The organism is Rhodoferax ferrireducens T118, from assembly GCF_000013605.1.
GTDB classification, from domain to species: domain Bacteria; phylum Pseudomonadota; class Gammaproteobacteria; order Burkholderiales; family Burkholderiaceae_C; genus Rhodoferax; species Rhodoferax ferrireducens.
The window spans coordinates 2,572,689-2,599,323 of the sequence record NC_007908.1 but is presented as its reverse complement, the minus strand read 5'-3'; the positions used below and the strand labels follow the sequence as shown (position 1 = coordinate 2,599,323).

General features: G+C 59.2%; 20 protein-coding genes and 1 tRNA gene. 10 read left to right on the top strand and 11 right to left on the bottom strand.

Features of this window, described 5'->3' with window-relative positions; translation table 11 throughout:
* The first annotated feature begins 11 nt into the window (after positions 1-11).
* Together RFER_RS11905 and RFER_RS11900 are read left to right on the top strand one after the other, a co-directional pair.
* Positions 12-1,043 carry a diacylglycerol/lipid kinase family protein gene (locus tag RFER_RS11905; protein WP_011464644.1) on the top strand — a complete coding sequence of 344 codons (1,032 nt, stop codon included), beginning with the start codon at positions 12-14 and terminating at the stop codon, positions 1,041-1,043.
* Positions 1,040-1,858: a metallophosphoesterase family protein gene (locus RFER_RS11900; protein WP_011464643.1), complete on the top strand. Its 819-nt coding sequence runs from the start codon at positions 1,040-1,042 to the stop codon at positions 1,856-1,858. Before RFER_RS11905 ends, RFER_RS11900 begins: the two co-directional genes overlap by 4 nt.
* Before the next feature lie 76 nt (positions 1,859-1,934).
* Here RFER_RS11900 and RFER_RS11895 read toward each other — a convergent pair whose 3' ends face one another.
* The 5 genes from RFER_RS11895 to dinB form a co-directional block, all read right to left on the bottom strand.
* Positions 1,935-2,375, bottom strand: a complete 441-nt coding sequence (locus RFER_RS11895; RefSeq protein ID WP_011464642.1) for a chemotaxis protein CheB — start codon at positions 2,373-2,375, stop codon at positions 1,935-1,937.
* Positions 2,376-2,395: 20 nt separating this feature from the next.
* Positions 2,396-4,204: a hybrid sensor histidine kinase/response regulator gene (locus tag RFER_RS11890; protein WP_011464641.1), complete on the bottom strand. Its 1,809-nt coding sequence runs from the start codon at positions 4,202-4,204 to the stop codon at positions 2,396-2,398.
* A gap of 208 nt (positions 4,205-4,412) precedes the next feature.
* The gene (locus RFER_RS11885; RefSeq protein WP_011464640.1) at positions 4,413-7,439 is read right to left on the bottom strand and encodes a chemotaxis protein CheB; all 3,027 of its coding nucleotides are present in this window, start codon (positions 7,437-7,439) and stop codon (positions 4,413-4,415) included.
* 36 nt (positions 7,440-7,475) lie between these two features.
* Positions 7,476-9,140 (bottom strand): methyl-accepting chemotaxis protein, encoded by a 1,665-nt coding sequence (locus RFER_RS24910; RefSeq protein ID WP_011464639.1) that lies wholly within the window; start codon positions 9,138-9,140, stop codon positions 7,476-7,478.
* A gap of 70 nt (positions 9,141-9,210) precedes the next feature.
* The gene (dinB, locus tag RFER_RS11875) at positions 9,211-10,452 is read right to left on the bottom strand and encodes a DNA polymerase IV (protein ID WP_011464638.1); all 1,242 of its coding nucleotides are present in this window, start codon (positions 10,450-10,452) and stop codon (positions 9,211-9,213) included.
* Between the two features lie 100 nt (positions 10,453-10,552).
* Between dinB and RFER_RS11870 the strand changes: the two genes are divergently transcribed.
* A complete protein-coding gene (locus RFER_RS11870; protein ID WP_011464637.1) occupies positions 10,553-13,231 on the top strand; it encodes a bifunctional acetate--CoA ligase family protein/GNAT family N-acetyltransferase in 2,679 nt (892 codons plus the stop codon).
* Here RFER_RS11870 and RFER_RS11865 read toward each other — a convergent pair whose 3' ends face one another.
* On the bottom strand, positions 13,232-14,389 hold the full coding sequence (locus RFER_RS11865) for an alpha-hydroxy acid oxidase (protein WP_011464636.1): 1,158 nt from the start codon (positions 14,387-14,389) through the stop codon (positions 13,232-13,234). It lies immediately after the preceding gene.
* Positions 14,390-14,632: 243 nt separating this feature from the next.
* Between RFER_RS11865 and RFER_RS11860 the strand changes: the two genes are divergently transcribed.
* Positions 14,633-16,180 (top strand): methyl-accepting chemotaxis protein, encoded by a 1,548-nt coding sequence (locus tag RFER_RS11860; protein WP_011464635.1) that lies wholly within the window; start codon positions 14,633-14,635, stop codon positions 16,178-16,180.
* A 60-nt stretch (positions 16,181-16,240) separates the two neighbouring features.
* Here RFER_RS11860 and RFER_RS11855 read toward each other — a convergent pair.
* A tRNA-Pro gene (locus RFER_RS11855) sits at positions 16,241-16,317 on the bottom strand.
* Between the two features lie 54 nt (positions 16,318-16,371).
* Between RFER_RS11855 and aat the strand changes: the two genes are divergently transcribed.
* The 3 genes from aat (at position 16,372) to RFER_RS11840 (ending at position 18,779) form a co-directional block, all read left to right on the top strand.
* Entirely contained in the window at positions 16,372-17,136 is a 765-nt protein-coding gene (gene aat, locus RFER_RS11850) for a leucyl/phenylalanyl-tRNA--protein transferase (RefSeq protein WP_011464634.1), read from the top strand.
* A gap of 10 nt (positions 17,137-17,146) precedes the next feature.
* On the top strand, positions 17,147-17,908 hold the full coding sequence (locus tag RFER_RS11845; RefSeq protein ID WP_011464633.1) for an arginyltransferase: 762 nt from the start codon (positions 17,147-17,149) through the stop codon (positions 17,906-17,908).
* 79 nt (positions 17,909-17,987) lie between these two features.
* Positions 17,988-18,779, top strand: coding sequence for an IclR family transcriptional regulator (locus RFER_RS11840; protein ID WP_011464632.1), 792 nt, complete (start codon positions 17,988-17,990; stop codon positions 18,777-18,779).
* An 11-nt stretch (positions 18,780-18,790) separates the two neighbouring features.
* Here the strand turns inward: RFER_RS11840 and pbpG are convergent, their stop codons facing one another.
* The gene (pbpG, locus tag RFER_RS11835) at positions 18,791-19,831 is read right to left on the bottom strand and encodes a D-alanyl-D-alanine endopeptidase (protein ID WP_011464631.1); all 1,041 of its coding nucleotides are present in this window, start codon (positions 19,829-19,831) and stop codon (positions 18,791-18,793) included.
* Positions 19,832-19,987: 156 nt separating this feature from the next.
* Entirely contained in the window at positions 19,988-21,526 is a 1,539-nt protein-coding gene (locus tag RFER_RS11830; protein WP_011464630.1) for a 2-isopropylmalate synthase, read from the bottom strand.
* A 232-nt stretch (positions 21,527-21,758) separates the two neighbouring features.
* On the opposite strand from RFER_RS11830, the gene RFER_RS11825 reads away from it, so the two are divergent.
* The 3 genes from RFER_RS11825 to RFER_RS11815 all read left to right on the top strand — a co-directional run bounded on the left by RFER_RS11825 (position 21,759) and on the right by RFER_RS11815 (position 24,436).
* On the top strand, positions 21,759-22,163 hold the full coding sequence (locus tag RFER_RS11825; protein WP_011464629.1) for a hypothetical protein: 405 nt from the start codon (positions 21,759-21,761) through the stop codon (positions 22,161-22,163).
* Between the two features lie 239 nt (positions 22,164-22,402).
* Positions 22,403-22,717, top strand: a complete 315-nt coding sequence (locus tag RFER_RS11820; protein ID WP_011464628.1) for a BON domain-containing protein — start codon at positions 22,403-22,405, stop codon at positions 22,715-22,717.
* A 192-nt stretch (positions 22,718-22,909) separates the two neighbouring features.
* Entirely contained in the window at positions 22,910-24,436 is a 1,527-nt protein-coding gene (locus RFER_RS11815; RefSeq protein WP_011464627.1) for a methyl-accepting chemotaxis protein, read from the top strand.
* On the opposite strand, the gene RFER_RS11810 is transcribed toward RFER_RS11815, so the two are convergent.
* Complete coding sequence (locus tag RFER_RS11810; RefSeq protein WP_011464626.1) at positions 24,433-25,131, bottom strand: RnfABCDGE type electron transport complex subunit B; 699 nt, start codon at positions 25,129-25,131, stop codon at positions 24,433-24,435. The genes RFER_RS11815 and RFER_RS11810 overlap by 4 nt on opposite strands.
* A complete protein-coding gene (locus RFER_RS11805) occupies positions 25,131-26,528 on the bottom strand; it encodes a polyhydroxyalkanoate depolymerase (RefSeq protein WP_011464625.1) in 1,398 nt (465 codons plus the stop codon). The genes RFER_RS11810 and RFER_RS11805 overlap by 1 nt, the downstream gene beginning before the upstream one ends.
* Positions 26,529-26,635 lie beyond the last annotated feature (107 nt).

The window sequence follows — 26,635 nt, the reverse complement described above, 5'->3', positions numbered from 1 at the left end:
GGCAAGACCGCATGGGTGTGCTGACGAATAGACTGTCTGACGGTTGCTTCGTGCCCGAAGAACCTCAGCTGTCGCGCGCTCCAGAAATAGATCCTGCGGCGCCGCTGTTGTTCATCATCAATGCGGCTTCGGGCCGCCACGATTCTGATGCGACACGCCAGCAGATCGAAACGGCGCTGCACACCAGCGGGAGAACGGGTGAGTTACTGTTCACCCACCCCGATCAGTTGGCACAGGTCGCCCAGCAGGCCGCCAGGGCGGCGTGTGCCAGGCACGGCATCGTGGTAGCCGTGGGGGGCGATGGCACCATCAATTCGGTGGCGCAGGCCGCGCACGTCCAAGGCTGCGTCATGGCCGTGCTGCCGCAAGGCACCTTCAACTACTTTGCCCGCACGCATGGCATTCCCGCCGATGCCGCGCAGGCGGCGCAGGTTCTGCTGCGTTGTGAGCCCGTGCCGGTACAGGTCGGCTTGATCAACGAGCGCGTGTTTCTCGTCAACGCCAGCCTCGGTCTCTATCCAGAGCTGTTGCAGGACCGTGAGGCCTACAAGACGCGTTTCGGCCGCAGTCGGGTGGTGGCGTTCGCCGCCGCCTTGGTGACCTTGCTGGGGCAGCACCGACAGTTGCGGCTTCGCATCGAACGCGGCACCAACGTGCGCGACCTGACGACACCGACGCTCTTTATCGGCAACAACCGGCTGCAACTCGAACAGGTTGGCCTGGCACAGGCAAGCGCGCTGGACCAGGGTTGCCTGGCAGCGGTGATGCTGCGGCCCATCGGCGCGCTGGCAATGTCCTGGCTGTTGCTGCGCGGGTCCTTCGGCACACTGGGCGAGGCCGACACGGTGGAGAGCTTCCAGTTCCATCGCATGCTCGTCAAGCCGCGGCTCGCCTGGGGTGGGGGCAGGGTCAAGGTGGCATTCGACGGCGAGGTGAACTGGATGCGCGCGCCGCTTGAATTCCGGGTCTCGCCCAAACCGCTTTACCTCATCAAGCCGATAACCGAAGACGGGGCAACCGGCCGCGCCGGAGGCGGTGCATGAGTGTCTTGTTGCAGATTTCCGACCCCCATTTCGGCACCGAGCAGGCGGCAGTTGTTGAAGCTTTGGTGGCGCTGTCGCAGCACCAGCAGCCCGATCTTCTGGTGCTCTCGGGCGACATCACCCAGCGCGCCCGTCGCGCCCAATTCGCTGCGGCGCGGGCCTTCATGGACCGGCTCGGCGCGCCGCTGCTGGCGATCGCAGGCAACCACGACATTCCCCTGTTTGATCTGGGCCAGCGTCTCTTTCATCCGTACGCCCGGTACAGCCATGCGTTTGGCGACGAACTGGAACCGGTGTATGGCTCGCGTGATCTGCTGGTGCTGGGCGTCAACACCACGCGCTGGTATCGGCACAAGAATGGAGAAGTGTCTTTGGCCCAGACTGAGCGGGTGGCCAGGCGCCTGGGCAGCGCAGAGCCGGAACAACTGCGTGTGGTGGTGGTGCATCAACCGGTTGCCGTATTGCGCGCCGGGGAAGACCACAATTTGCTGCGCGGGCACGCCGGAGCACAGCAGCGCTGGGCCGCCGCTGGCTGCGACCTGGTCATGGGCGGCCACATTCATCTGCCCTATGTGACGCCGCTGGCGGGCCTGGCGCGTCCTATGTGGGCCGTGCAGGCCGGGACCGCCGTATCAAAACGCGTGCGCGACGGCGCGCCGAACTCAGTCAACCTGTTGCGTTGGGGTCGCCATGCACCGTCTGGGTGCTGCATGATCGAACAATGGGACTATGCTGCCAGCGCCCAAGCCTTTGTTTGCACCCGCGTCACCGAAGTCAATCCGTCGCGTGCGGCCGGAGTGTCCGTTGAAAGCTGACGCAGGCTTGGTGCCAGCCGCTTGTTCCTGCGTTGGTGGTGCTCAGGCAGTGGCCGGGGCCCGGTGTCCGTGGCTCTCAGGCCTCGTGCCCGGGTTTTTGCGCGATGGTGATACCACCCACCTCCTTGATGCCACGCAGTGTGGCGGCGCCGTCGCCGTCAAAACCCGACACAATCACGGCAATCAGCTTGCCGTCCCAGTACTGGGTGAGGGACTTCAAAAAAACCGTGATCACATCCGGCCAGCCGCGCGGCTTGGAGATGGGTCTGAGCTGGAATACTTCGCCATCAACATGCAAGTCGCGGTTGGCCGGGATGATGTAGACATGGTTGGGCTCGATCACCAGGTTCTCGGTGATCAGCTCCACCGGCATCTTGGTGAAAGGCGGCAGCACCTGATGCAGCTGCGTTGGCATGAGAGTGATGTGATTGACGACGACGATCGCCACCCCCATATCGGGCGGCAGATTTTTCAGCAGCCGGATATAGGCGTCCAGTCCGCCGGCCGAACCACCCACGCAGACAATCGGAAAGTTTTTTATTGGGGCAGTTTTGCAGCTTCCAGCGCCACATCGAAGGCCTGCATCAGCTCCTTGATTTTGATGGGCTTGGTCAGGTAGCGAAGAAAGCCTGCCGCCAGGCCAGCTTGAATGTCGTGGGGCATGGCATTGGCACTCAGGGCCAGCACCGGGATGTGTTGGGTTGCAGGGTCCTCACGCAGGGTTTTCAAGGCCTGAAAGCCATTGATGCCAGGCAGATTGATGTCCATCAGGATCACCTGGGGCAGATGCATGCGCGCCAGCGCGATACCGCTCGAACCATTGCCCGCCTTTAACAAGCGCAGCTCGGAACGGCGCTCAACGATCCGCTCGACCAGTTCCATGTTGGCGGGGTTGTCCTCGATATACAGCAAGGTGTGTACCTCGGCCTCATCCTGAACCTGCGCCTGTGCCAGCTCCGACGCCTCACCGCTGACGGCCGTTGGCGGTGGCGCTGCGAGCTTGAGCTCAAACCAGAACTCGCTGCCAATCCCAACGCGGCTATGGACACCGATTTCACCGCCCATCATTTCAACCAGCCGCTTGCAAACCACCAGACCGATGCCGGTGCCCTCCTGCGTGCCAGCCTCCTGGCCGAGACGATTGAAGGGCTGGAACAGTTGGGCCAGTTTGTTGTCGGACAAACCCGGTCCGGTATCAATCACGCTGATGCGGATACGTCCCGCTGCGGGCGTGCTGCAGGTCACTTCGACAGAGCCGCCAGCGCGGTTGTATTTGATGGCATTGCTCAGCAAATTGACGATCACTTGCTTCAGGCGGGTGCGGTCGGCCTCAACAAAGCATGGACTGTCGAATGACGCAAAGCTGACACGGATGCCGGCCTTTTGCGCCTGCGGGTCGATCATGGCTCGGCAATCGGAAAACTTTTCGGACAGCAAGACCGGTTCCATCGACAGCGACAGCTTGCCGGACTCGACCAGGGACAGGTCAAGAATTTCGTTGATCAGCGTCAGCAAATACCAGCCGCCCCGCAGAATCTGTTCCAGGCTGGCTTGCTGGCCCGGCGTGGGCGCAGGCGTGCCCGTCTCAATCAACTGCGCAAAGCCCAAAACCGCATTCAGTGGTGAGCGCAACTCATGGCTCATGCCCGACAGAAACTCCGACTTGGCAAGGTTGGCTTTGTCGGCCAGAAACAGGGCACTCTCCAGCTTGACGTTGGTCTCCCGCAGCGACTGATCCAGCAACTTGCGTTCGGAGATGTCGTTCAGCACGATGCGCAATATGGTCGCGCCATCTGTTTCCTGCGCGACGGTGGCGGCCAAACTGACCCAGAGCGCGGAGCCCTCACTGTGCAGCACCTGCAGCTCGCAGGTCTGGGCTTGACCCGTTTCCACGAGCTGTTTGCGGTACTGGTAGTAGATATCCTGCTGCGACTTGACAATGAAGCGGCTGATCGGCCGCTTCACCAGCGCGCTGCGCGGCACGCCCAGCAGGGTGGCTGCGGTGAGGTTGGCCTCCAGGATCATCCCGGCGTCACTGACGGTGATGTAGCCCACCGGGGCCAGGTCATACAGGTCGAAATAGCGTGCGCGTGAGGTTTCCAGTTCCTGTTGTACCCGGCGCAGTTCGTCGTTTTGCATCTCCAGCTCGATCTGATGCACGGCCAGCTCGTGCATCAGTTGTTGCATCTCCCCGGGTGACAGCACTTGCAGACTCTGGGGCAATTGCGCCAATTTTTCAAGGGCCATGTCTTCGGCTCGCCGACGCATCAGCTGCGCCGCACTTGGCGCGTCGTGGGTGACAGAAGACTCACGACCATTGCTGCTGGGGGTATCAGGATTGCTCATAGATGCCTCCGGAATATGACTTTGGCATTCTCGCATGCCTTTCAGCCCATCTGAAGCCGTGGAGCGCCCTGATCGAGGGCAAGATCGGCACCTGTTCAAATTGAACAAAAGCTATATATTTAATAGCAATATACGCATATTCAACGGGGGCTAGAGGTCTAAAACGTATATAAGTCCGCCATGACAACAGGGCGGGCATGGAAGGCGCTTAGCCTTTCGCGACCGGGTCATCGCTGGGCCGTTCGGTGGTGGCAATCGCATACACCTGGCCCGCCTCATCGAGCAAGGCAGTGGCGGTCAACAACACGTTCAGCACCCGGCCGTCCTTGGTCAGCCGCCGGGTCGGGTAGGGCGCCAGCGTTTGCGCCTGACTGAGCAGGTGTACCTGGGCCAGGGCTTCTTCTTGCAGTTCCGCGGGGATGCGGGTACGCACGTTCATTTGCAGTGCTTCAAGCTCGCTCCAGCCATACAAGCGCTCCGCGCCCGGGTTCCAGGCGATGATGCGTCCACTCAGGTCCTGCACCGTGATGGCGTCATGCGCGTCGCGCACCACCACCGCCAGGCGCAGCAGTTCATTGGTTTTGTGCAGCGCTGCGCGCGTGCGCTTGACTTCGGTGATTTCAACAAAAGTGATCACCGCGCCTTCAATCACGTTGTCGAGCGTGCGGTAGGGCAGGATGCGCAGGGTGTAGGTCTTAGCGTCGGTGGTCTGCACCTCCACCTCTTTGGGGATCAGGGTTTTGAGCACGGCCTGCAGGTCTTCCACCAGGGTGTTGTAGCCCACCATATTGCTCACGATGTGGGCCACCGGACGCCCCACGTCGCTCAGAATCAGGTTGATGATCTGGCTTGCGGCCGGGGTAAAGCGCAGGATGCGCAAGGCATGGTCCACAAAAATGGTGCCAATGCCGGTGCCTGCCAGCAGGTTGTTCATGTCGTTGTTGGCGCGTGACAGATCGCTCACCTTGGTTTGCAGCTCGGTGTTGACCGTGGACAGCTCCTCGTTGATCGACTGCATTTCTTCCTTGGAAGTCTCCAGTTCTTCGTTGGTGCTTTGCAGCTCTTCATTGACCGACTGCATTTCTTCGTTGCTTGATTTGAGCTCTTCGTTGGTGGTTTCCAGCTCTTCATTGGCCGCGTGCAGGTATTCTTCTTTGGCTTGCAGCTCTTCGTTGAGTTCGGCAATCTGGGCGCTGGCGTCAGAGCGCAGCTTGTCGCTGCCGCCGGCCGCGCTGATGGCCGGCAGGGTGGCGGGGGCTGGCGGGCTTTTGGACTCAGCGGCGTTGGCATCGGGTGCTTTTTCCAGCATCACCAAAAACAGAGGCGACTCCAGCGCTGCCGCCGGGCCGCCCGCCACCGGGCAAATGCTGAGGTTGACCAGCGTGAAGTGGCCGTTGGTCTTGACCCGCACACCCGACGCGCGCACGGTGTCGCGGCTGGTGGCGGCTTTGTGCAGGGTGGTGGTCAGGTCGCGGCGCAGGCCTTCACGCGCCATTTTCAGGATGTTGTTGATACCCGCTTCGCCCGGCGCGGGCTCCAGGTACAGGCCCGTGCGCCCATGCAGGTAGAGGATGTCGCCGTGGCCGTTGACAAGCGCCGCTACCGGGGCCACTTGCTGCAACAGGGTTTGCTCGGTCAGCTCGCGCAATGACAGCTTGGGCAGCTGTGCGCCTTTGCCAGGTGCAACCGGCCGTGTGATGTCCTGGTCGGTCAAGGGTGGCAAAAACCGGCCCAGGGCGGCGCGCTGCGCCCCTTGAAAATCCTCCTTGCGCTGGTATATCTTGGCTTTGCGCTGCAGCACGGCAAACAAACCGCCGGCCTCGCCAGCCGTCTCCGAGGTGCCCAAAAACAGCACCCCACCGGGTTGCAGAGCGTAATGGAAGAGCGAAATCAATTTCTTTTGCAGTTCGGGGCCCAGGTAGATCAGCAGATTGCGGCAACTGATCAGGTCGAGCTTGGAAAACGGTGGGTCTTTGATCACGTCCTGTTCGGAAAACACCAGCAGGTCACGAATGTTCTTGTGGATGCGGTAAGCGCTGCCGTCGGGCTCAGCGGTGAAAAATCGGGCCAGTCGCTCGGGTGAGATATCGTCGGCAATGCTGCCGGGGTAGAGTCCGGCCCGGGCCACGGCGATGGCGCGGCTGTCGATGTCGGTGGCAAACACCTGCACCCGGTAACTGACTTTAAGGGTCTCAAGTCGCTCTTGCAGCAGGATGGCGATCGAATAAGCCTCTTCGCCGGTTGAGCAGCCGGCGCACCAGACGCGCACCGCGCTGCCGGCGGGTTTGCCCTCAAACAGCTTGGGGATCACTTGCGACTCCAGCACGGCAAAGGCGTCGGGGTCGCGGAAGAAATTGGTCACGCCAATCAACAGGTCATTGAACAGCGCCTGCACTTCAACCGGCGTTTGCTGCAAGTATTTGACATAGCCACCAATGCCGTCGATCTGGTGCACCGCCATGCGGCGCTCAATGCGGCGGTAAATGGTGTTGGGTTTGTACTGGGAAAAGTCGTGCCCGGTCTGGCTGCGCAGCAAGACAAATATTTTTTTCAGCGCGTTCTCGGTGTGCGGCTCGGCCACGGTGGCCGACTGGGGTGGGTGGCCAAAGGCATGGGTGACGTAGGCGATCAGCTGGGGCGCCATCTCGGCCGGCGGCAGCTCATAGTCCACCAGGCCCGTGGCCAGCGCGCTTTGCGGCATACCGTCAAACTCGCACGAGGCGGGGCTTTGCACCATGACCATGCCGCCGTCAATTTTGATGGCGCGCACGCCCAGCGTGCCGTCACTGCCGGTGCCGGAGAGCACGATACCAATGGCGTGCTCATGCTGGTCCAGGGCCAGTGAGCGGAACAAAAAGTCAATCGGCAGGCGGTGCCCGCGTGGCGCGGCGGGCTCCAGCAATTGCAGTGTGCCGTTCAGAAACGCCATGTCGCGATTCGGCGGAATGATGTAGACGCAATTGGGTTGCACCGGCATGCCGTCCTTCACCTCGGATACCTGCATGCGGGTGGTGCGCTGGATCAGTTCAGTGAGAATGCTCTTGTGGTCCGGGTCCAGATGCTGCACCAGCACAAAGGCCATGCCGGGGTCAACATCGGCAGGCATACCCGAGAAAAACGCTTCAATCGCGGCCAGGCCGCCGGCCGAGGCACCGATGCCGACGATAGGAAAGCTGCTGGGCGGCGGCGTCGGGACGGCTTGTGTTGGGGCAGGACTTGGGTCTTGGCCGGTCATGAAGGTTTTTGCGCAGCAAGCGTGGGGGCTAGCGGGTCACGCCCGCAATGACAGCCGGGAGGGTGTTGACAACTGAGGGGGCGTTGACTGCTGGACGCGCGGGAGCATGGGCGACGGGTTGCCAGCGCCGGAACTCGGAATTTTGAAGGTGCCGACCACCTCAGCCAGGCGCTGGGCCTGCTCGCGCAGGCTCTCGGCGGCGGCGGCTGATTGTTCGACCAGGGCGGCGTTTTGTTGCGTCATCTGGTCGAGTTGCACCACTGCGGTATTGACTTCGCCAATGCCCTGGCTTTGCTCGGCCGCTGCGCCGGTGATCTCGCCAATGATGTCGGACACCCGTTGCACGGAATTCACAATGTCGGTCATGGTTTTTCCGGCGTCTGTCACCAAGCGCGAGCCGGTCTCGATGCGTTCGACGCTGGCGCCGATCAAACTCTTGATTTCCTTGGCCGCCTCGGCCGAGCGGCCCGCCAGGCTGCGCACCTCGCTTGCCACCACGGCAAAGCCACGGCCTTGCTCACCGGCGCGGGCGGCCTCCACCGCGGCGTTCAAGGCCAGGATGTTGGTCTGGAAGGCGATGCCGTCAATGACACCGATGATGTCGCTGATTTTTTTGGAGCTCGTGTTGATGTCGTTCATGGTGCTGACCACTTGCGAAACGACCGAACCCCCGCGCGCCGCCACGTCGCCTGCCGTCGAGGCGAGTTGGTTGGCCTGGCGCGAGGCATCGGCAGACTGCTGCACCGTGTGCGTCAGCTGGTCCATGTGGGAGGCGGCGCGCTGCAAGTTGCTGGCCGTCTGCTCGGTGCGCACACTCAGGTCCTGGTTGCCGGATGCGATCTCGGCGCTGGCGGTGGCGATGCTGTCGGTTGACATGCGCACCTGGCCGACCAGTTGGCCCAGCGATTGGCGCATGGCCTCCAGGGAGCGTAACAGCCGGGCGGCCTCGTCGTTGCCGCGGCAGTCAACGTTATGGTCGGTCAGATCGCCCTGGGCAATGTCCTGAGCGACTTGCTCGGCCTTCAGGATGGGCACACAAATGGCGTTCATGTTCCAGATGGTCAACGGGATGAACACCAGCAGCAAGACGCCGGTGGCCCCGGCGATGAGCCAGACGACCTGGTTGACGGTGCTCTGCAATTTGCCCTGGCTGGTTTCGGTGGCGCGCTGCAGTCCAGTCGCCAGCGTGGTCAAAGTGGAGTTGGCTTTGTCGTAAATCGGCTGCAGCTTGCCAATGGTGGCCGAGGCGACCTGCGCGGACGGAAATGCCAGGCTCTCCAACTGCTGGGCCAGGGGTGCAAATTCGGTGCGAAATTGCTGCATGCCCGTCACCACTTGCGCCAGTTCGGCGCGTTGGGCATCCTGCGGCAGCAGGGGTGCAAGGGCCTTGGCAGAGGCTTCAAGCCGGGCAAATGACGCCGTCCAGGCTTCCTTGTATTTGGCGGCCTCCACACTGTTCTCGTATTGAATGATCATCTCTTTTTCATTCAGCCGCACGTTGCCCATGGCCTGTTGCAGGCGGGCAAGTTCAGTCAGGGAAGTGATGTCGCGCGCCACCAGGTCGGTCGCGATGGAGTTGGCATACAACTGGGCCGCCACACCAATCGCGCCAATAAACAACAGGGCCATGGCCACCATGGCAATGGCACCTAACATTCGAAAACGGATGGTGAAGCGGCGCATGAAAGTGACGAATTGCATGGGAGTCCTCAAAAAAACGACTGCATGTGAATAAATTTTCGATGCCGGACTTTACGCCAAAGTCAGCTGCCTAAAAGAGCTGATTGTTCCGTGCTTCTATATCAATAGCGGATTGTGTCTGTTTGACGGGGGCTAGAGGCTGATTTGTTATAAATTCCTGGACTTGTTCCGCTTTCACCAGGGTGGCCACGCGCACGCCCAGCAGGCGCAGGCGTTGCGCCAGCGGCACCCGTTTGAGACAGAGCCCGGCGGTCTGGCGAATGACGGCGAAGTCGGCGGTGTAATCGTCAAGGGTCTGGTCGCGCGTGACGCTTTTGAAGTCCTCATAACGCAGCTTGATGCCAATGGTCTTGCCGACGTAGCCTTTGGCGGCCAGGTCCGAGGCCACCTGCTGGCACAGGCGGGTAAAGATCGCGCCGAGCGCCGCCTTGTCGCGCACGGCGTGCAAGTCGCGCTCAAACGTGGTCTCGCGGCTGATCGACACGGGCTCGCTCTCCAGCACCACCGGTCGCTGGTCGCGGCCGTGCGCGGCATCAAACAGCCAGGCGCCCGTCTTTTGGCCAAAGTGGTCGATCAGCCAGTCAACCGTCTTCTGGGCCAGCTCACCGATGGTCTGAATCCCCATGCCCTGCAGCTTGACATCGGTTTTGGGGCCGATGCCGTTGATCTTGCGGCACGCCAGCGGCCAGATTTTGCTTTGCAAATCTTCTTCAAACACGACCGCGATACCCTTGGGCTTGTTGAATTCGCTGGCCATTTTGGCCAGCAGTTTGTTGGGCGCCACGCCGATTGAGCAGGTCAGGCCGGTTTGCTCAAAGATGGTTTTCTGGATCAGGCGCGCCAATACCCGCCCACCTTCACGCTGACCACCGGGCACATCCGTGAAGTCGATGTAGACCTCGTCCACGCCCCGGTCTTCCATCAACGGGGCGATGTCGGTGACGATGGTCTTGAAGGCGCGCGAATATTTGCGGTACTCGGCAAAGTCAACCGGCAGCAGAATCGCCTGCGGACAGAGCTTGGCGGCTTTCATCAGGCCCAGCGCGGAGCCCACACCAAACTGGCGCGCCGCATAGGTGGCGGTGGTGACGACGCCGCGCCCGGTGTAGCCCTGCAAGCGGGGAAAGGCGTCCAGCGCGATGCGCGCCAACGAGTTGTGTTCCTGTAGCTGGCGCAGCGTTTCGTCCTCGGCGCGCCGGGCGCCGCCTATGACAACCGGCAGGCCCTGCAGTTGGGGGTAGCGCAGCAGTTCAACCGACGCATAGAAAGCATCCATGTCGAGGTGGGCGATGCGGCGTATTTTTTCGCTCATGGGATGAGGATAGCGCGAACCCGGGTTGCTTTGAGTCAAGCTACGACGCCGGTAAAATGGCTATGCTGCGGCGCAGCAGCTAACTTTTATTGGAATCGGTATGGACAAGCACTTTCTCACGCCTCTTTTTTCGCCGAGTTCGATTGCTGTCTTTATTGGCAAGGCCGACGATCCATCGACCCAGACGCCGCAGGCGCAGGCTTTGAACCGCGCTTTGCGGGCGCAGCGCTTTGCCGGCACACTGGTGTTTCTGGATATCAACGTCAGCGGCACCCTGGCCGATCTGGCGCACACCGAGGCGGATCTGGCGATCATTGCCTTGCCGGCGGCCGAGGTGGCCGCCGCCCTGGAGATTGCCGGTCGCATCAAATGCCGTGCCGCCCTGGTGATCTCCAGCGGGATTGACGCCGCGCTGGCCGCCGAGCTGAACAAAATCGCGCGCCGTGACGGCATGCATCTGTTGGGGCCAAATTGCCTCGGTTTTCAGCGCCCGCACCTGCTGCTCAATGCCAGTGTGGCGGGTGTTTTGAGCGCACCCGGGCCGCTGGCGCTGGTGTCGCAATCAGGCGCATTGACGTCTTCTATTCTCGACTGGGCGCAAAAAAATGGCGTGGGGTTTTCCACCGTCGTGTCGCTGGGCCCCAATACCGCCGTGGACATGGCCCAGGTGCTCGATTTTCTGGCCTCCGACGCCCACACCCACAGCATCGTCGTCTATCTGGAGGGCATCAGCAGCGCGCGCCGTTTCATGAGCGCCCTGCGTGCGGCTGCCAATGCCAAACCGGTGGTGGTGCTCAAGGGCGGTCGCAAAGCCGCAGGTAACCGGGCCGCACTCACCCACTCGGGCGCGATTGTCGGCAGCGACGATGTGTTTGACGCCGCCTTGCGCCGGGCTGGCGCGGTGCGGGTGCGCTCGTTTGTGGCGCTGTTCTCGGCGGCCAAGTGTCTGGCCTCGCGCTATCGCCCGGTTGGGCGCCGCCTGTCAATCGTGACCAATGGCGGCGGCCCCGGTGTGCTGGCAGCCGACTGGGTGAGTGAAATCAACCTGCTGTTGGGCAGCCTCACCCCTGAGCAGGCGCGAGCGCTCCAGCCTCAATTGCCGCCACTGGCGTCGCTGTGTGATTTGATCGATATTTCGGAAGAAGCCGGCCCCGAGCACTTCAAGACAGCTGTGCAAGCGGCGGCCAAAGCACCGCAGATTGATGGCGTGTTGGCGATCTTTTCACCCAAGGTTGACGTTGACAGTGCAACGATTGCCACGGCGCTGGCTGATGCCAACAAGCAGCTCGGCAAGCCGCTGTTCACCTGCTTAATGGGGGATGCGACCGTGGGGGACGCACGGCGCATCCTGAGCGATGCGGCAATCCCGACCTTTCGCACGCCGGAGGCTGCCGTGGGCGCTTTTGGCAATATCGCGGCCTTTTACCAGAACCAGCAGTTGCTGCAGCAGACGCCGCCGCCCATGTCCGACCTGGCCAAGCCCGACGTGGAGGGTGCCCGCTTGTTGATTGAGAGTGTGCTGGCCGAACGGCGCAAGGTGCTCACCGAGATGGAGTCGAAGTCGCTGCTGGCGGCGTTTCATATTCCGGTGACACGAACCATCCTGGCGCGCAGCGTCAACGAGGCGATCATGATCGCGACCCAACTGGGTTTTCCGGTGGCCCTCAAAATTGACTCGCCCGATATCAGTCACAAATCGGATGTGCAGGGCGTGGCGCTGAATATTCTCAATGCCGTGGGCGTGCGCGATACCTATGTCGACATGATGGAGACGGTGACCAGGCTGCAGCCAGAAGCGCGCATCAATGGCGTCACGATCCAGAACATGTCGAGCCAGCAGCGCGGTCGTGAGGTCTATGTGGGGATGGTCACCGATGATCCGTTTGGCCCGGTGATCGCGTTTGGTTCGGGTGGCACCATGATCGAACTGATCAATGACCGCGTCATGGAGTTGCCGCCGCTGAATCAATTTTTGGCGCGCCGACTGATTGAGCGCGCCCGCGTGGCCGAGACGCTCGGTGACTGGCGCGGCGCAGCACCGGTCAATATGGAGGCACTGGAGCAGATATTGCTGCGGGTGTCCGAGATGGTGTGCGAGCTGCCGCAATTGCGCGAGATGGACATCAACCCCATCATCGTGGACGAGACCGGCGCCGTGGCGGTGGATGCGCGCATCGTGATCGACAACACACCACCCTCAGCGCGTCACTACAACCACCTGGCGATCCTGCCGTATCCGTCGCGTTACGAACAAGTGTGGCCGCTCAAGGGCGGTGGCGATTACACAGTGCGCCCGGTGCACCCGGATGACGCCAGCATGTTGCAGGAGTTTGTGCGCAAGCTCTCGCCCGAGAGCCGCTATTTCCGCTTTGTGTCCTCCATGCAGGAGTTGCCAGCGACCATGCTGTCGCGTTTTACGCTGATCGACTACGACCGTGAAATGGCGTTGGTGGCGGTGTACCGGGAGCGCCGCGTTGGTGCTGGCGGCGAAGTCAGCGAGGTGCCGCGCATCGTGGGCGTGTCGCGCTACATCACCAACCCGGATCGCACCACCTGCGAATTTTCTTTGGTGGTGTCCGATGACTTCAAGGGTCAAGGACTGGGATCGCGCCTGATGCTGTCGGTCATGGACGTGGCCCGCGACAAGGGCCTGTCCGAGATCGAGGGCCTGGTGCTGGCAAAAAATCCGACCATGCTCAAACTGATGAAAGGCCTGGGGTTTGTGATCAAGCCGTTCCCGGAGGATGCTGATTTCAAACTGGTGACGCAGAGTCTCTAATCAGTTGGGGGAGTAGGTTCCAGGCAACAGAATGCTCTGGTCCACGGTGTTGATGTCGGTGCGGCCGCAAAACGCCATGGTCAGGTCCAGTTCTTTGTGGATGATTTCGAGCGCTTTGCTGACGCCCGCTTCACCCATCGCACCCAGACCGTAAATGAAGGCACGGCCGATGTAGACGCCGCGCGCACCCAGGGCACGGGCTTTGAGCACGTCTTGTCCGCTACGCACGCCGCCGTCCATGTGAATTTCAATGTCCTTGCCCACGGCCTCGACGATGCGGGGCAGGGCGCGGATGCTGCTTTCCGCGCCGTCGAGTTGGCGGCCACCGTGGTTGGAGACGATCAGTGCGTCAGCCCCTGCGTTGACCGCCAGGCGCGCATCTTCTGGGTCCTGGATGCCCTTGAGAATCAGCTTGCCGCCCCAGCGCTTCTTGATCCATTCGACATCGTTCCAGTTCAGCGTCGGGTCGAATTGCTTGCTCGACCATTCCGACAGCGAACCCATGTCTTCGACGCCGCCGACATGGCCCACGATATTGCCGAAGCCTCGCCGCCGGGTGCCCAGCATGCCGATGCCCCAGCGCGGCTTGCTCATCATGTTGATGATGTTGGGCAGTGTCAGCTTGGGCGGCGCGCTCAAGCCGTTCTTCAAGTCCTTGTGGCGCTGGCCGATGATCTGCAGGTCCAGTGTCAGCACCAGCGCCGAGCAGTTGGCGGCGCGGGCGCGCTCGATCAGGCGTTCGATGAAGCCGCGGTCCCGGATCACGTAGACCTGAAACCAGAACGGATGGTTGCCGGTGCCGGCGGCCACGTCCTCGATCGAGCAGATGCTCATCGTGGAGAGCGTGAATGGCACACCGAAGGCCTTGGCGGCGCGCGCCGCCAGAATCTCGCCGTCGGCGTGCTGCATGCCGGTGAGGCCAACTGGCGCCAGCGCCACCGGCATTGCCACGTCCTGCCCGATCATGGTGCTGCGCGTGCTGCGGTTGTCCATGCTGATGGCGACGCGCTGGCGGAATTTGATGGGCTGGAAATCGGCTTCGTTGGCGCGGTAGGTCGACTCGGTCCATGACCCGGAGTCGGCGTAGTCGTAGAACATGCGCGGAACGCGCTGTTGCGCCAGAACGCGCAGGTCTTCGATATTGGTAATGATGGGCATGAGATTTTCTTTCGGGATGCCTGAATGGTAAGGGCGATTGCCGATGTTCAACTTGAATACAAACACGCGGGCATCGAAAGTATGGGCGCGCCAGCGGTGTCCAGTGTTGGCTTACAGGTTTCTGACCGGGTGGCCAGCTTGGGCACGAACCGAGGGAAAACCCGTTCGGTGTTGCCGGGCCGGTTACTTATCATGAGCGCATGAAATTGCATCATTGAGGTAGCGACCAAACCAGGGTTTTGTATGTCTTTATCGAATTCACTTCTTCGTCCCGGGGTGGCTTTGTTGCAGCGCTTGAGTCTGCGTGTGCGGCTGTGGCTGATGGCTTTGTTGCTGCTGCTGCCCTTGCTGATCTTGGGTCTGCTGTTGGGTTATCAGTCTTATGCGCAGCAGTCTGGCGTCAGCCTTGCCATGGTTCTTGGGTTGCTGGGATTTCTTTTGGTGCTTTACTTGTCTGCGGCTTTTTATCAAAGCCTCACGCTGGCTGTGGACGTCCTGACGTGCGTCGTGCGCAGCAGCGCACGAGGCGACCTGTCGCACAGCGTGGTGGTGCCGGGGCACGATGAGTTGTCGCAAGCGGGTCGCCATCTCGAATCCATGAGCGAGAACTTTTCTGGTTTGGTCGGCACCATTCGCAACCAGGCCGTACATGTGGCGCAGGCGGGTGAATTGCTGGCGAGCGGCATGGGGGATCTTTCGCAGCGCACTGAGGCGCAGGCTGCCAGCCTGGAGCAGGCCAGTGCCAGCATTCTTGGCTTGAATGAGTCGGCACAGGCCACGGCGCGGCATTCCAAGGAGGTGGATGCCCTGACCCGGCGCGTGCGCGACGAGGCCGAAGCCGGCGCGCAGGCGATGGATGTGGCGGTGCACGCCATTGGCGAGATTCAGGACGGATCCAAGCGTATGGGCGAGATCATTGGGGTGATTGATGGCATCGCCTTCCAGACCAATATCCTGGCACTCAATGCGGCTGTGGAAGCCGCGCGCGCCGGTGACTTGGGGCGTGGTTTTGCCGTGGTGGCAAGCGAGGTGCGCACACTGGCGCAGCGCAGTGCCACCTCGGCGCGCGAAATACGCGCCCTGATTGCGCGCTCGGGTGATCAGGTCAGCGTAGGTGTCACCCGCATCGAGGCTGTCACCGGCAGCCTGCGTACCGTGGTCAGGGGCATTCAAGAGGTGGCTGAAGGTCTGGATGGCATCACAGCGGCCAGCAACGAGCAAAGCACAGCCCTGTCTGAGATTGCGCAGGCGGTCAAGGAACTTGACAACATCACACAGCGCAACGGGGCCATGGTGGACCAGGCCTTGCAGGCAACGGTTGGCTTGCGTGACCGGGCCTCTAATCTCAGCGAAGCGGTTGCGGCCATCAAACTGCGTCGCGGCACTGCGGATGAAGCCCATGCGCTGGTCAAGCGAGGCTTTGATCTGATCAGCCAGATTGGCCTTTCAAACGCTGCCGCGCGCTTTCATGACCCGCACGGTGGTTTTCGCGATCGGGACTTGTACCTCTTTGCATTCGACCGCCGGGGCGTTTATCAGGTGTTTGGGTCCACGCCGGACCGGGTGGGCAAGACGGTGTATGACGTCCGGGGACTCGACGGCGATCATATTTTGCGCGAAGGCTTTGACGCCGCTGAGCGTGGCGGTGACTGGATTGACTACGAGGTGGTGAATCCGGTGACCGGCATGGTGGATGAGAAAACCTCTTATATCCTGCCCTTGCCAGATGGACGACTGCTTGGTTGCGGCGTCTTTAAGCCCAAGGGCGGATTTAGCCTTCAGGTCTCGTAGATTGAGCAACAAATTGAAAAGGGTTAGCAGGTAAAACCCTGCTAACCCCTTTTTTAATATTGGTCGGGGCGAAAGGATTCGAACCTTCGACCCTCTGGTCCCAAACCAGATGCGCTACCAGGCTGCGCTACGCCCCGACGAGGTGGGATTGTAGCGGGTTGCTGCACTGAATCCGGGGTTAACATCTAATAATGTCCTCTCAACCGCCACCGCTGCCATGGCTGGATCCAAACCAGGACTTCCCGCCAACCAGTCAGGCGTGGGATGAGAATTCTCCCGCGCCGGGACTGCTGGCTGCAGGTGGCGTGCTGGATGTTGAGACTTTGCGTCGCGCCTATAGCCAAGGCATTTTTCCCTGGTACAGCGAGGGGCAGCCCACGTTGTGGTGGAGCCCCAATCCAAGAATGGTGCTGCAAGTCGCCAATTTTCGTTTGCGCCCATCCTTCAAGAAGAAGATCCGGCAGTTCTGCCAGACGCCGGGTTGTGAAATTCGGATCGACTCGGCTTTTGAACAAGTCATTGAAGCCTGCGCCAGCAGTGCGCGTATTGGCCAATCCGGCACCTGGATCGTGCCTGACATGAGGGCCGCCTATGGCGAGCTGCACCGCGTTGGGTTAGCCCACAGTGTGGAAACCTGGGTCAATGGCGAGCTGGCTGGGGGCTTGTACTGCGTGGCGCTAGGCAAAGCCGTGTTCGGTGAATCCATGTTCAGCCGCGTCAGTGACGCCTCCAAAATTGCCCTGGCCGCGTTGATCGGATTTTGTCGTCACCATGGCGTCAAGCAGATTGATTGCCAGCAAAACACGCCCCACCTTGCCTCGTTGGGAGCGGGTGAAATTTCGCGCGATCTGTTTTTGAAGGGCCTGGCTGCTGGGCTTGCCGAAGCAGGACCAGCTTGGGAATTTGACCGCCGGTTCTGGCAACAGCTGCTGACCCCAGAGTCAATGTCAACGTGAAGGCAATGTGATGCAACTGAAGGAACTTCCGCTGAACGCGCTGCAGTTTTATGCCACCTCCAGCTATCCGTGCAGCTATTTGCCCGGGCAGCAGGCCCGCTCGCAAGTGGCAGCGCCCAGCCATTTGGTGAATGGCGTCATTTACGCTGAGTTGGTCCGACAGGGATTTAGACGCAGTGGTCTTTTTACGTATCGACCCTATTGTGATGGCTGCTGTGCTTGCACACCGGTGCGGGTTCTTGTCGCGGAATTTCAACCCGATAGAAGTCAGCGCCGCGCGTGGTCGCGCCATTCCACTCTGCAAGCGAGGGTGCTCAAACCTTCTTTTGTGCAAGAACACTATGACCTGTATCTTCGCTATCAAAATACGCGACATGCCGGTGGGGGCATGGACCATGACAGCGTCGATCAATACACGCAGTTTTTATTGCAGAGCCGGGTCAATTCGCGATTGATTGAGTTCCGGGAAACGCTGGCTGATGGTGAACCGGGTCCGTTGAAATTGGTGTCAATTCTCGATGTGCTCGATGATGGCCTGTCGGCGGTTTATACCTTTTACGAGCCCGAGAGCAGTGGCAGTCTGGGCACTTATGGCGTTCTTTGGCAAATTGCCGAAGCCAAAAAATTGGGGCTCGCCTATGTTTACTTGGGTTTCTGGATCAAGGACAGCCAAAAAATGAACTACAAGACAAGGTTCAGACCGCTGGAGTTTCTTGTGTCAGGAAACTGGCGTGCGGATTACCCGTCCATGCCGGCATCCCAATTGTCCTGAGTCAAAGCTCCCTGCAAAAGGGTTTACCCTTGTTATCTATTTCACAAGATAAAATGGCGGCAGTCATTCAGGAGTAATTATGCGAAAGATTGAGAGCAGCATTCCCAGTACCCCAACCGTTCAGGTGATTGAGCGCATGTTTACCTTGATGGATGTTCTGGCGTCAAGAAAAGAATCGATTTCCCTGAAAGAGATTAGTGAGAAAACTGGTCTGCACCCCTCAACCACCCACCGCTTGTTAAATGACCTTGCCACCGGTCGTTTTGTGGATCGGTCACAGCCCGGCAGTTACCGACTGGGCATGCGCCTGCTTGAACTGGGCAATCTGGTTAAGAACCGCCTCAACGTGCGTGACGCAGCGCTGGTGCCGATGCGGCGATTGCATAAATTGATTCAGCAACCTGTCAACCTGAGTATGCGTCAGGGTGACGAGATCATTTATATTGAACGAGCTTTCAGCGAGCGCTCGGGCATGCAGGTCGTTCGCGCCATCGGCGGGCGCGCTCCGCTGCACCTGACGTCGGTCGGAAAATTGTTTCTGGCGACGGATGATCCACAACGGGTCCGGGCGTACGCCACACGCACAGGCTTGAGCGGTCACACCAAAAACAGCTTGACCGAACTGTCAGGGTTGGAGAAGGAACTCTCGAAAGTGCGCCAGTATGGCTATGCACATGACAACGAGGAGCTTGAACTTGGCGTTCGTTGCATGGCTTCTGGCATTTACGATGATCAAGGCACGCTGGTGGCGGGCTTGTCAATTTCTGCCCCGGCAGGTCGTCTGGAAGACGAGTGGCTGCCCAAGCTTCAGGCGACCACCCATGAAATCTCAACGACGTTGGGTTTTAAACCTGAAGCCAAGAGTGTTTGACGCCTGAGCGGCTATTGAAAGGTAGCGATTTTTTCACCAGCGGCGCTAGCTAACGGTACCGAGTTGGACCTGATGGCAGGCTTGGACTCTACCCAGCGGCGAACCCGCTCGGCATCGGCGATACGGGTTAATTTTCCGGCTGAATCCAGAAACACCATGATCAACTTGCGGCCGGCGATTTTGGTTTGCATCACAAGACACCGACCAGCCTCAGAGATGTAGCCTGTCTTTTGCAGGCCGATGTCCCAAGAAGGATTCTTGACCAGTCGGTTTGTGTTGTTGTATTGCAGTGTTCGGTTGCCGACAGCCACCTGGTAATCCGGCGAGGTGGTCAATTCACGCAAGATCGGGTCGCCATGCGCAACGTTGACCAACTTGGCCAAATCACGGGCACTGGACTGGTTCTTGCTGGAGAGTCCAGTCGGTTCGACATAGTGGGTGTCGGTCATGCCGATCAATTGGGCCTTGGCATTCATCAGGCCAACAAACACAGGTAAGCCGCCTGGATAACTGCGGGCCAGTGCATGCGCCGCACGGTTCTCACTTGACATCAACGCCAGATGCAAGAGTTCACCTCGGTTCAATGTTGTTCCCACTTTAAGTCGTGACGTACTGCCTTTTTCGGTGTCCACGTCGTCTTGAGAAATGGTGATCATCTGGTCCGTGGGCAGGTGGGCCTCCTGCAGGACCAGTCCGGTCATGAGCTTGGTGAGAGACGCAATCGGCAAGACCGCCTGTTCATTTTTGCTGAACAATACTTCATTGGTCTCCTGGTCGATGACCAGTGCCACGCTGGATTTCAGATCAAGGGTGTCAGATGCACCGTGCAATCCTGCAATTTGTCCAAACGATGGCTTCAGGGAAACCTCTTTTGCACGGGCGAGCGACGCGTGTTTTCCGACAACAAAGACCCTGGTAACTTTTCGTTTCGCAACGACGGTGCTCTTGGAGGACTTGGCAAGCGGATGTTTTTTCTGACCGGCCTGCGCTTGCGGCAGTGAGACAGCAGCAATAAAAAGCGTCAGGCCAAAGAAAAATAGTAGTTTGCGCACAATGTCTCCAAATGGAATCCGTCAAAAATGGGTTTTGCACCCAATTCCAGACCTATTTCTCAAAGACACAAGTTTAAACAAAAAAGTCGCACAATATCAAATACTTGCACGACTTTCTTAAACAATTACCAGCGAAGCAAGCAATTTTCTCGGATGCTACCCTTGCGCGGCCACCCGATCAGCTTTGCTGTGCAGTTTGCTGAGCGCACTCAGATAGGCTTTGGCGGAGGCAACAATGATGTCGGGGTCGGCCCCGACGCCGTTGACCACGCGGCCGCCGTGTTGCAAGCGCACGGTCACTTCGCCCTGGCTCTCGGTCGAACCGCTGATGGCGTTGACTGAGTAGAGCACCATTTCGGCGCCACTCTTGACCTGTGCCTCGATTGCTTTGAGTGATGCATCTACCGGACCGTCCCCATCGGATGAACTTTTCACTTCCTTGCCGTCGGCGGTAAAAACAATACTGGCTTGGGGGCGTTCTCCTGTTTCGCTGTGTTGCGACAATGAGACAAAACTGTATTGTTCCTTCTCGCGAGCCACACTTTCGCTGCCGACAAGTGCCAGGATGTCTTCATCAAAAATCTCGCTCTTGCGATCTGCCAATTCCTTGAATCTGGCGAATGCGGCGTTGACATCAGATTCACTTTCCATCTGCGCCCCCAAATCCTGCAAGCGTTGCTTGAAGGCATTGCGGCCACTGACTTTGCTCAGCACAATTTTATTGGCGCTCCAGCCGACATCTTCGGCGCGCATGATTTCATACGTGTCGCGCGCCTTGAGCACGCCGTCCTGGTGAATGCCCGCAGCGTGGGCAAACGCATTGGCCCCAACGATCGCCTTGTTGGGTTGAACCACAAAGCCAGTGATTTGGCTGACCATGCGACTGGCGGCCAAAATGTGTTGAGTCTCGATGTCGACGTCAAGGCCGAAATAATCGCGTCGTGTCTTGACCGCCATCACAACCTCTTCCAGGCTGCAATTGCCAGCCCGTTCACCGAGACCATTGATGGTGCATTCGACCTGACGGGCGCCACCAATTTTGACGCCCGCCAGTGAGTTTGCGACCGCCATGCCAAGATCGTTGTGACAATGGACCGACCAGATGGCTTTGTCTGAATTAGGGACGCGCTCGCGCAGCGTCTTGATGAAAGTGCCATAGAGTTCAGGAATGGCGTAACCGACGGTGTCGGGCACATTGATGGTGGTGGCACCCTCGTTGATTGCGGCCTCGATGACACGACATAAAAAATCCTCATCGCTGCGGTAGGCGTCTTCGGGACTGAATTCCACATCGGCTACCAGATTGCGCGCAAAGCGCACTGCAAGTTTGGCCTGCTCAAACACCTGATCGGGTGTCATGCGCAGTTTCTTCTCCATATGCAGCGCCGAGGTGGCAATAAAAGTATGGATACGGCTGCGGTTGGCGCCTTTGAGCGCTTCGGCGGCGCGTGAAATGTCGCGGTCATTGGCGCGTGACAGCGAGCAAATGGTGGAGTCCTTGATGGCCCTGGCAATGCCTTGCACGGCTTCGAAATCGCCGTTGGAGCTGGCCGCAAAACCCGCTTCGATGACATCCACTTTCAGGCGTTCCAGCTGGCGCGCGATGCGCAGCTTCTCGTCTTTGTTCATGGATGCGCCGGGTGACTGCTCGCCGTCACGCAACGTGGTGTCAAAAATAATCAATTGGTCGGCCATCTGGTTTCTCCTGTGTTCAACAATATCCGCAATCAAAAATGCCGGGGTAAAAAAACCAAAAGCCCGTTGCGGATGCATACGGGCTTTTGGTTTGGGTGCGTGCGTACGCTACCGTCTCCGCCCGTCGGGCAGTAGTAGCAGGGCTAGCAACATTTTTTTCATAGGGTCAATGTACCACAAATGAGCGTTTGACCTGACACTTGAGCGCTATGCAATCAAGAAAGTCCCAAGCATGAATATTTCCAGTTTTGATGATTTGCTACAGGCGGCACGCCAGCAGACCGAACCACAACGCTTGCTCTTTGTGTTTACCCGCGCTGACTTGCCTGCCGATGCCACGTTGGCGCAGCGTGAGCGGTTCAAGGACGGGCAGGGCGGTGCGCTGGTGCCCATCATGTGTGTGGACAAGACACCCGATGAGTTGCGTACCTTTGCCGACCTGGCTGAAGAGTCACGCCAGTTTGGGCAAGAGTGGCACGTCGTCTTCGCAACCGCCATGTCCGGCAATGGTGGGCTGGTGCCAAGCAGTTCGGCGGCTGAAATGCCCTTGCAGCGCATGGTTGAAGCCATTAAGGCGGGCAACCTTGGAACGCTGATTCCATTTGACCAACAAGGCCAATCCTTGACATTGGGGTAGCTGTTCTTGCGCACCTGTTGCGCGTGCCACCAGATCATGGCTTGGCCGGTTGCAGACAGGCGGTGATATCGTGATTCGGGCCAGTCGCGGTGTGAGTCCAGCGCAATGACTGACTTCTCTGACGTCAGCGAACGGTGTCGTCCTACAGGTACAGGCGGTTGAGGCTGATGGCTGCGCAACGCCAGTGGTTCTAAAGTTCAGCCATCCAATCACACATCAACTTTAACTGGAGATTCATTATGTTCATTCGCACCACCCTCGCCGCCGCCATTGCCGCCGTTGTTTTACTGACTGCGCCTGGCTGCGCCGTTCAACGCGGACAGGAAACTGTTGGCGCTTATGTTGACGATACCGGTATCACCACGCTCATCAAGTCGCGTTTCGTCGAAAGCAAAGTGGTTAGCGCCGCGTCCATCAGCGTTGAAACCCTGAATGGCACCGTCATGTTGTCCGGTTTCGCCAAGAGTCTCACGGAAAAGAGTGCTGCAGAGAATATTGCGCGTGGCGTCAACGGCGTGAAGTTGGTCAAGAATGAGATCACCATTCGCCCTTGAGCCTTTTTCTCGCGCTCAGACGCGTAATTTAGCAAGACCAGCGGTTTGAACCGTTGGCAAGCTTTTTAGCCCCGCATTCGTTAGCGAACGCGGGGCGTTCTGTTTTTTAGGGGGTAAGCTTCACGTCATACTACCGCCATCAAATAACAGCAAGTGCCAAAGAGTACTGATAACTATGAGAGACACAAATTCATGATTTTCGCAAGCCTGCTGACTCCTGGCCTGTTGCTGATGCGCCGCGTGCGCATCGTGACCAAGTTATCGTTGCTTGCAGTCGTCTTGATGACGCCGCCGATTCTGATGTTGGTGCATTATTTTCTGACTGAGCCTGCTGGCTATGGTGCCGCGTGGATAGCTTGGCTGAGCGCTGCATGCTTGATCGTGTCCTTGTATGTTTTGCTGGCCATTTACCGCAGTTTTGCTCTGGACCTGGCGCAGGTGGCGCAAGCCATGGCGCAGATGTTGCGCGGTGATTTGCGTTTGAATGTTGTGCCTCGCGGTCGTGATGAACTCGCGGACCTGGCGTCGGCAGTCAGCAAAATGGGCTCAACCGTGTCGGCGATGGTCGCCAATGTGCGGAGCAACTCGGCCTTTGTCGCCTATGCCGGTAAAAGCCTGGCAAGCAGCAACCGGGAGTTAGCCGACCGGACTGAGCAACAAGCCGCCAATCTGGAACAAACGGCAGCCAGTGTGGAGCAGTTGTCGTCGACTGTGCAAGAGAATGCCCAAACGGCGGGTCAGGCCAACGCACAAGCTGCCGGTGTGCGCGATCTTGCCGATCAGGGGGCCAGCACCATGGCGCAGTCCATCGCCTCCGTGGAAGCCATCCAGAGCAGTGCCAAACGCATGGATGAGATTGTCAGCGTGATTGACGGGCTGGCGTTTCAAACCAATATTCTGGCGCTCAATGCGGCCGTGGAGGCAGCGCGCGCCGGGGAGTCGGGTCGTGGGTTTGCGGTGGTCGCCAGTGAGGTCCGGTTGCTGGCCCAGCGTTCGGCTGAATCGGCCAAAGAGATTCGGCAACTCATCGGCGCCTCATCGGCCCAGGTGGCCGCCAGCGTGCAGAGCATCAGGTCCGCGGGGGGCAACATCACGCAGATTGTGTCGGGCATTCGTGATGTTGCCGTCAATATGGGACAGATATCAACGTCCAGCGCCGAGCAAAGTGCCGGCCTGACCGAAATCACGTCGGCAGTGCGTCAACTTGATGAAATCACGCAGCGCAATGCCCAGATGGTGGAGCAAGCGGTGTCGCAAGCCACCGATCTGGAAAACCGCGCCTCAACGCTGGTGGATGCGGTGGCACTGTTCAAGTTGCAACAGGGCTCCGCAGAAGAGGCCGTCGAGCTGGTGAATCGGGCTGTTGCACAACGCCGACGCAGCGCCTCGGTCCAGGCCTTTGTGCGTGATGTGACTGACCCAGCGCAAGGGTTTTATGACCGGGATATGTATGTCTTTGTGCTGGATGACGAGGGAACCTATCTCTCGTTTGGGGGTAACCCGGCCAAAGTGGGGACGCGGGTACAGGACATCCCCGGCATTGACGGCCAGGGGCTGGTCGATGACATCATTGTGCAAGCCCGGCGCGAGCCCGGCTGGGTTGAATACGACATCAATAACCCCACCACCGGACGCGTGCAGACCAAGATGTCTTATGTGCAGATGGTGGATGGTTTGTACGTTGGCTGCGGCGTCTATCGAAACCTGGTGGTCGGCTAAAGCGGGTGCAATGGCTCAGAGGGATGGGCTGACGCAGCGCTTGTTGCAGTGTCACGTTTCACCCGTGCGCGGGCCAAGGCCGCTTCAATGGCAGCGCTTTTTTGTTGCTGGATGGCGACGTCAGTGTGCAATGAAGGACCGGTCGGAGCTGCTGTCATGCGACTTTTTTCTTCAGGCTTTTCAAGCCTAAAGCCGCCGTCCTTGCTACGTCTGTTGCTATTTAATTTATAGCGAATCTGGGCTAAATCCGCCTGCTGTCGTGACCAGGCCGCCCAGCCGGTGGCTGCCTTTGTCACGTTCTCCAGTTTGATGCAGTCCACCGGGCAGACCGGCAGGCACAACTCACAACCGGTGCAGTAGGCCTCGATGACCGTGTGCATCAACTTGTTGCTGCCCAAAATGGCGTCGGTGGGACAAGCCTCGATGCACAGTGTGCAGCCGATGCACCAGTCTTCATCGATGAACGCAACGCTGCGCGGTGTCTCCGCGCCATGGACCGGATTCAGCGCTCGAACTGCTTGGCCGGTGATGGTCGCCAGCCATGCAATGCCTTGCTCGCCGCCGGGCGGGCATTGGTTGATGCCCGCTGCGCCTGTAGACACCGCCTGCGCGTAGGCGGCGCAGTCCCGGTAGCCGCAGCGGGTGCACTGCGTCTGGGGTAACACCGCCAGGATTTGGGCGGCTAACGTGGTCATTACTTTTTGCGCAGAGACTTGCTTGCTACATTTTTAGTAGCTACTTCTTCCCGTTTGACGGGGGCTGCCGATGGTTTTTTCTCAATTTTCACAGGGGTAACCGGATCGACAACCGGTGCCGGTTTTGCGGCTACCGGTTGGTGACTGAGGATGAACGATTTGACCGCTGGGTACACCATCTCGCGCCAGCGTCGGCCGCTGAAGATGCCAAAGTGTCCGGCGCCCTTGACCTCCAGGTGTTTTTGCTCCGACTTGGGAACACCACTGCAGATACTGTGCACGGCCTCGGTCTGGCCTGAGCCGGAGATGTCGTCAAGCTCACCTTCAACCGAGAACAAGGCGGTGGTGGTAATGTCTTGCGGGCGGACCGGTTCAATTTTTCCGTCCACGCCCTTGATATTCCAGGTGCCGTTGAGCAGGCAGAACTCCTGAAAAACGACCCGGATGGTTTCCAGGTAGTAGTTGGCGTCCATGTCCAGCACGGCGTTGTACTCGTCATAGAACTTGCGGTGCGCTTCGGTGCTCGCGTCGTCGCCCTTGATCAGGTCCTTGAAGTAGTCGTAATGGCTCTTGGCATGGTTGCTCGGATTCATGGCCACAAAGCCCGAATGCTGCAGGAAACCGGGGTAGACCCGCCGACCAGCACCGGCAAAGTTGGTGGGAACGCGGTAAATCACGTTGTTCTCAAACCACTCAAAACTCTTGTTCATCGCCAGGTTGTTCACGGCCGTGGGCGATTTGCGGGCATCAATGGGCCCGCCCATCATGGTCATGCTCAAGGGTGTCAACTCACCACGACTGGCCATCAGGGAAACCGCGGCCAACACCGGCACCGTGGGCTGGCACACGCTCACCACATGGCAATTACCGTAAATGCCCTGCAAATGCCGGATGAACTCCTGTACATAGTTCACATAGTCGTCCAGATGAAATTCACCTTCTGACAGGGGAACCAGGCGCGCATTCTTCCAGTCCGTGATGTAGACCTTGTGATCTTTGAGCATGGTCTTGACGGTATCGCGCAGCAGCGTCGCGTAGTGACCGGACAGGGGCGCCACGATCAGCACAGCGGGCTGCCCTTTGAGCTTTCCGAGTGTGGTCTGGTCATCGGTGAACCGTTTGAAGCGGCGCAATTCGCAAAAGGGCTTGTCAATCTCTACGCGCTCGTGAATGGCGACCTCGACCCCGTCGACATCGACCGTGCGCAGGCCAAATTCCGGTTTTTCGTAATCTTTGCCCAAACGATGCATCAAATCGTAGCCAGCAGAAATACGCTGGGCAAACGGGTTTTGCCCGAACATGGACAGCGGATTACCGTAGACCTTGGAAGCAGAGTGCGCCAAGTCGGAGAAAGGCTCCATCAAAGAGCGTTGAGTTTCGTAGATTTTGTACAGCACGATGAATTCACTTTCAGGAAATGTTGCAGTGCAATATAACAGTTTTGACGGGCATTGCGCAGGAGTGAAAGCACCAATTTCCCAGCCATCCGTCAGGTTTTTGCAAG

What these genes read in the sequence shown, in the direction of transcription:
- RFER_RS11810 (WP_011464626.1), bottom strand. Translation starts at nt 25,131, where the DNA reads ATGACCACGTTAGCCGCCCAAATCCTGGCGGTGTTACCCCAGACGCAG.
- RFER_RS11890 (WP_011464641.1), bottom strand. Translation starts at nt 4,204, where the DNA reads ATGAGCAATCCTGATACCCCCAGCAGCAATGGTCGTGAGTCTTCTGTC.
- RFER_RS11885 (WP_011464640.1), bottom strand. Translation starts at nt 7,439, where the DNA reads ATGACCGGCCAAGACCCAAGTCCTGCCCCAACACAAGCCGTCCCGACG.
- RFER_RS11845 (WP_011464633.1), top strand. Translation starts at nt 17,147, where the DNA reads ATGCAACTGAAGGAACTTCCGCTGAACGCGCTGCAGTTTTATGCCACC.
- aat (WP_011464634.1), top strand. Translation starts at nt 16,372, where the DNA reads ATGTCCTCTCAACCGCCACCGCTGCCATGGCTGGATCCAAACCAGGAC.
- dinB (WP_011464638.1), bottom strand. Translation starts at nt 10,452, where the DNA reads ATGAGCGAAAAAATACGCCGCATCGCCCACCTCGACATGGATGCTTTC.
- RFER_RS11900 (WP_011464643.1), top strand. Translation starts at nt 1,040, where the DNA reads ATGAGTGTCTTGTTGCAGATTTCCGACCCCCATTTCGGCACCGAGCAG.
- RFER_RS11825 (WP_011464629.1), top strand. Translation starts at nt 21,759, where the DNA reads ATGAATATTTCCAGTTTTGATGATTTGCTACAGGCGGCACGCCAGCAG.
- RFER_RS11870 (WP_011464637.1), top strand. Translation starts at nt 10,553, where the DNA reads ATGGACAAGCACTTTCTCACGCCTCTTTTTTCGCCGAGTTCGATTGCT.
- RFER_RS11860 (WP_011464635.1), top strand. Translation starts at nt 14,633, where the DNA reads ATGTCTTTATCGAATTCACTTCTTCGTCCCGGGGTGGCTTTGTTGCAG.
- RFER_RS11840 (WP_011464632.1), top strand. Translation starts at nt 17,988, where the DNA reads ATGCGAAAGATTGAGAGCAGCATTCCCAGTACCCCAACCGTTCAGGTG.
- RFER_RS11865 (WP_011464636.1), bottom strand. Translation starts at nt 14,389, where the DNA reads ATGCCCATCATTACCAATATCGAAGACCTGCGCGTTCTGGCGCAACAG.
- RFER_RS11815 (WP_011464627.1), top strand. Translation starts at nt 22,910, where the DNA reads ATGATTTTCGCAAGCCTGCTGACTCCTGGCCTGTTGCTGATGCGCCGC.
- RFER_RS24910 (WP_011464639.1), bottom strand. Translation starts at nt 9,140, where the DNA reads ATGCAATTCGTCACTTTCATGCGCCGCTTCACCATCCGTTTTCGAATG.
- RFER_RS11820 (WP_011464628.1), top strand. Translation starts at nt 22,403, where the DNA reads ATGTTCATTCGCACCACCCTCGCCGCCGCCATTGCCGCCGTTGTTTTA.
- RFER_RS11905 (WP_011464644.1), top strand. Translation starts at nt 12, where the DNA reads ATGGGTGTGCTGACGAATAGACTGTCTGACGGTTGCTTCGTGCCCGAA.
- RFER_RS11830 (WP_011464630.1), bottom strand. Translation starts at nt 21,526, where the DNA reads ATGGCCGACCAATTGATTATTTTTGACACCACGTTGCGTGACGGCGAG.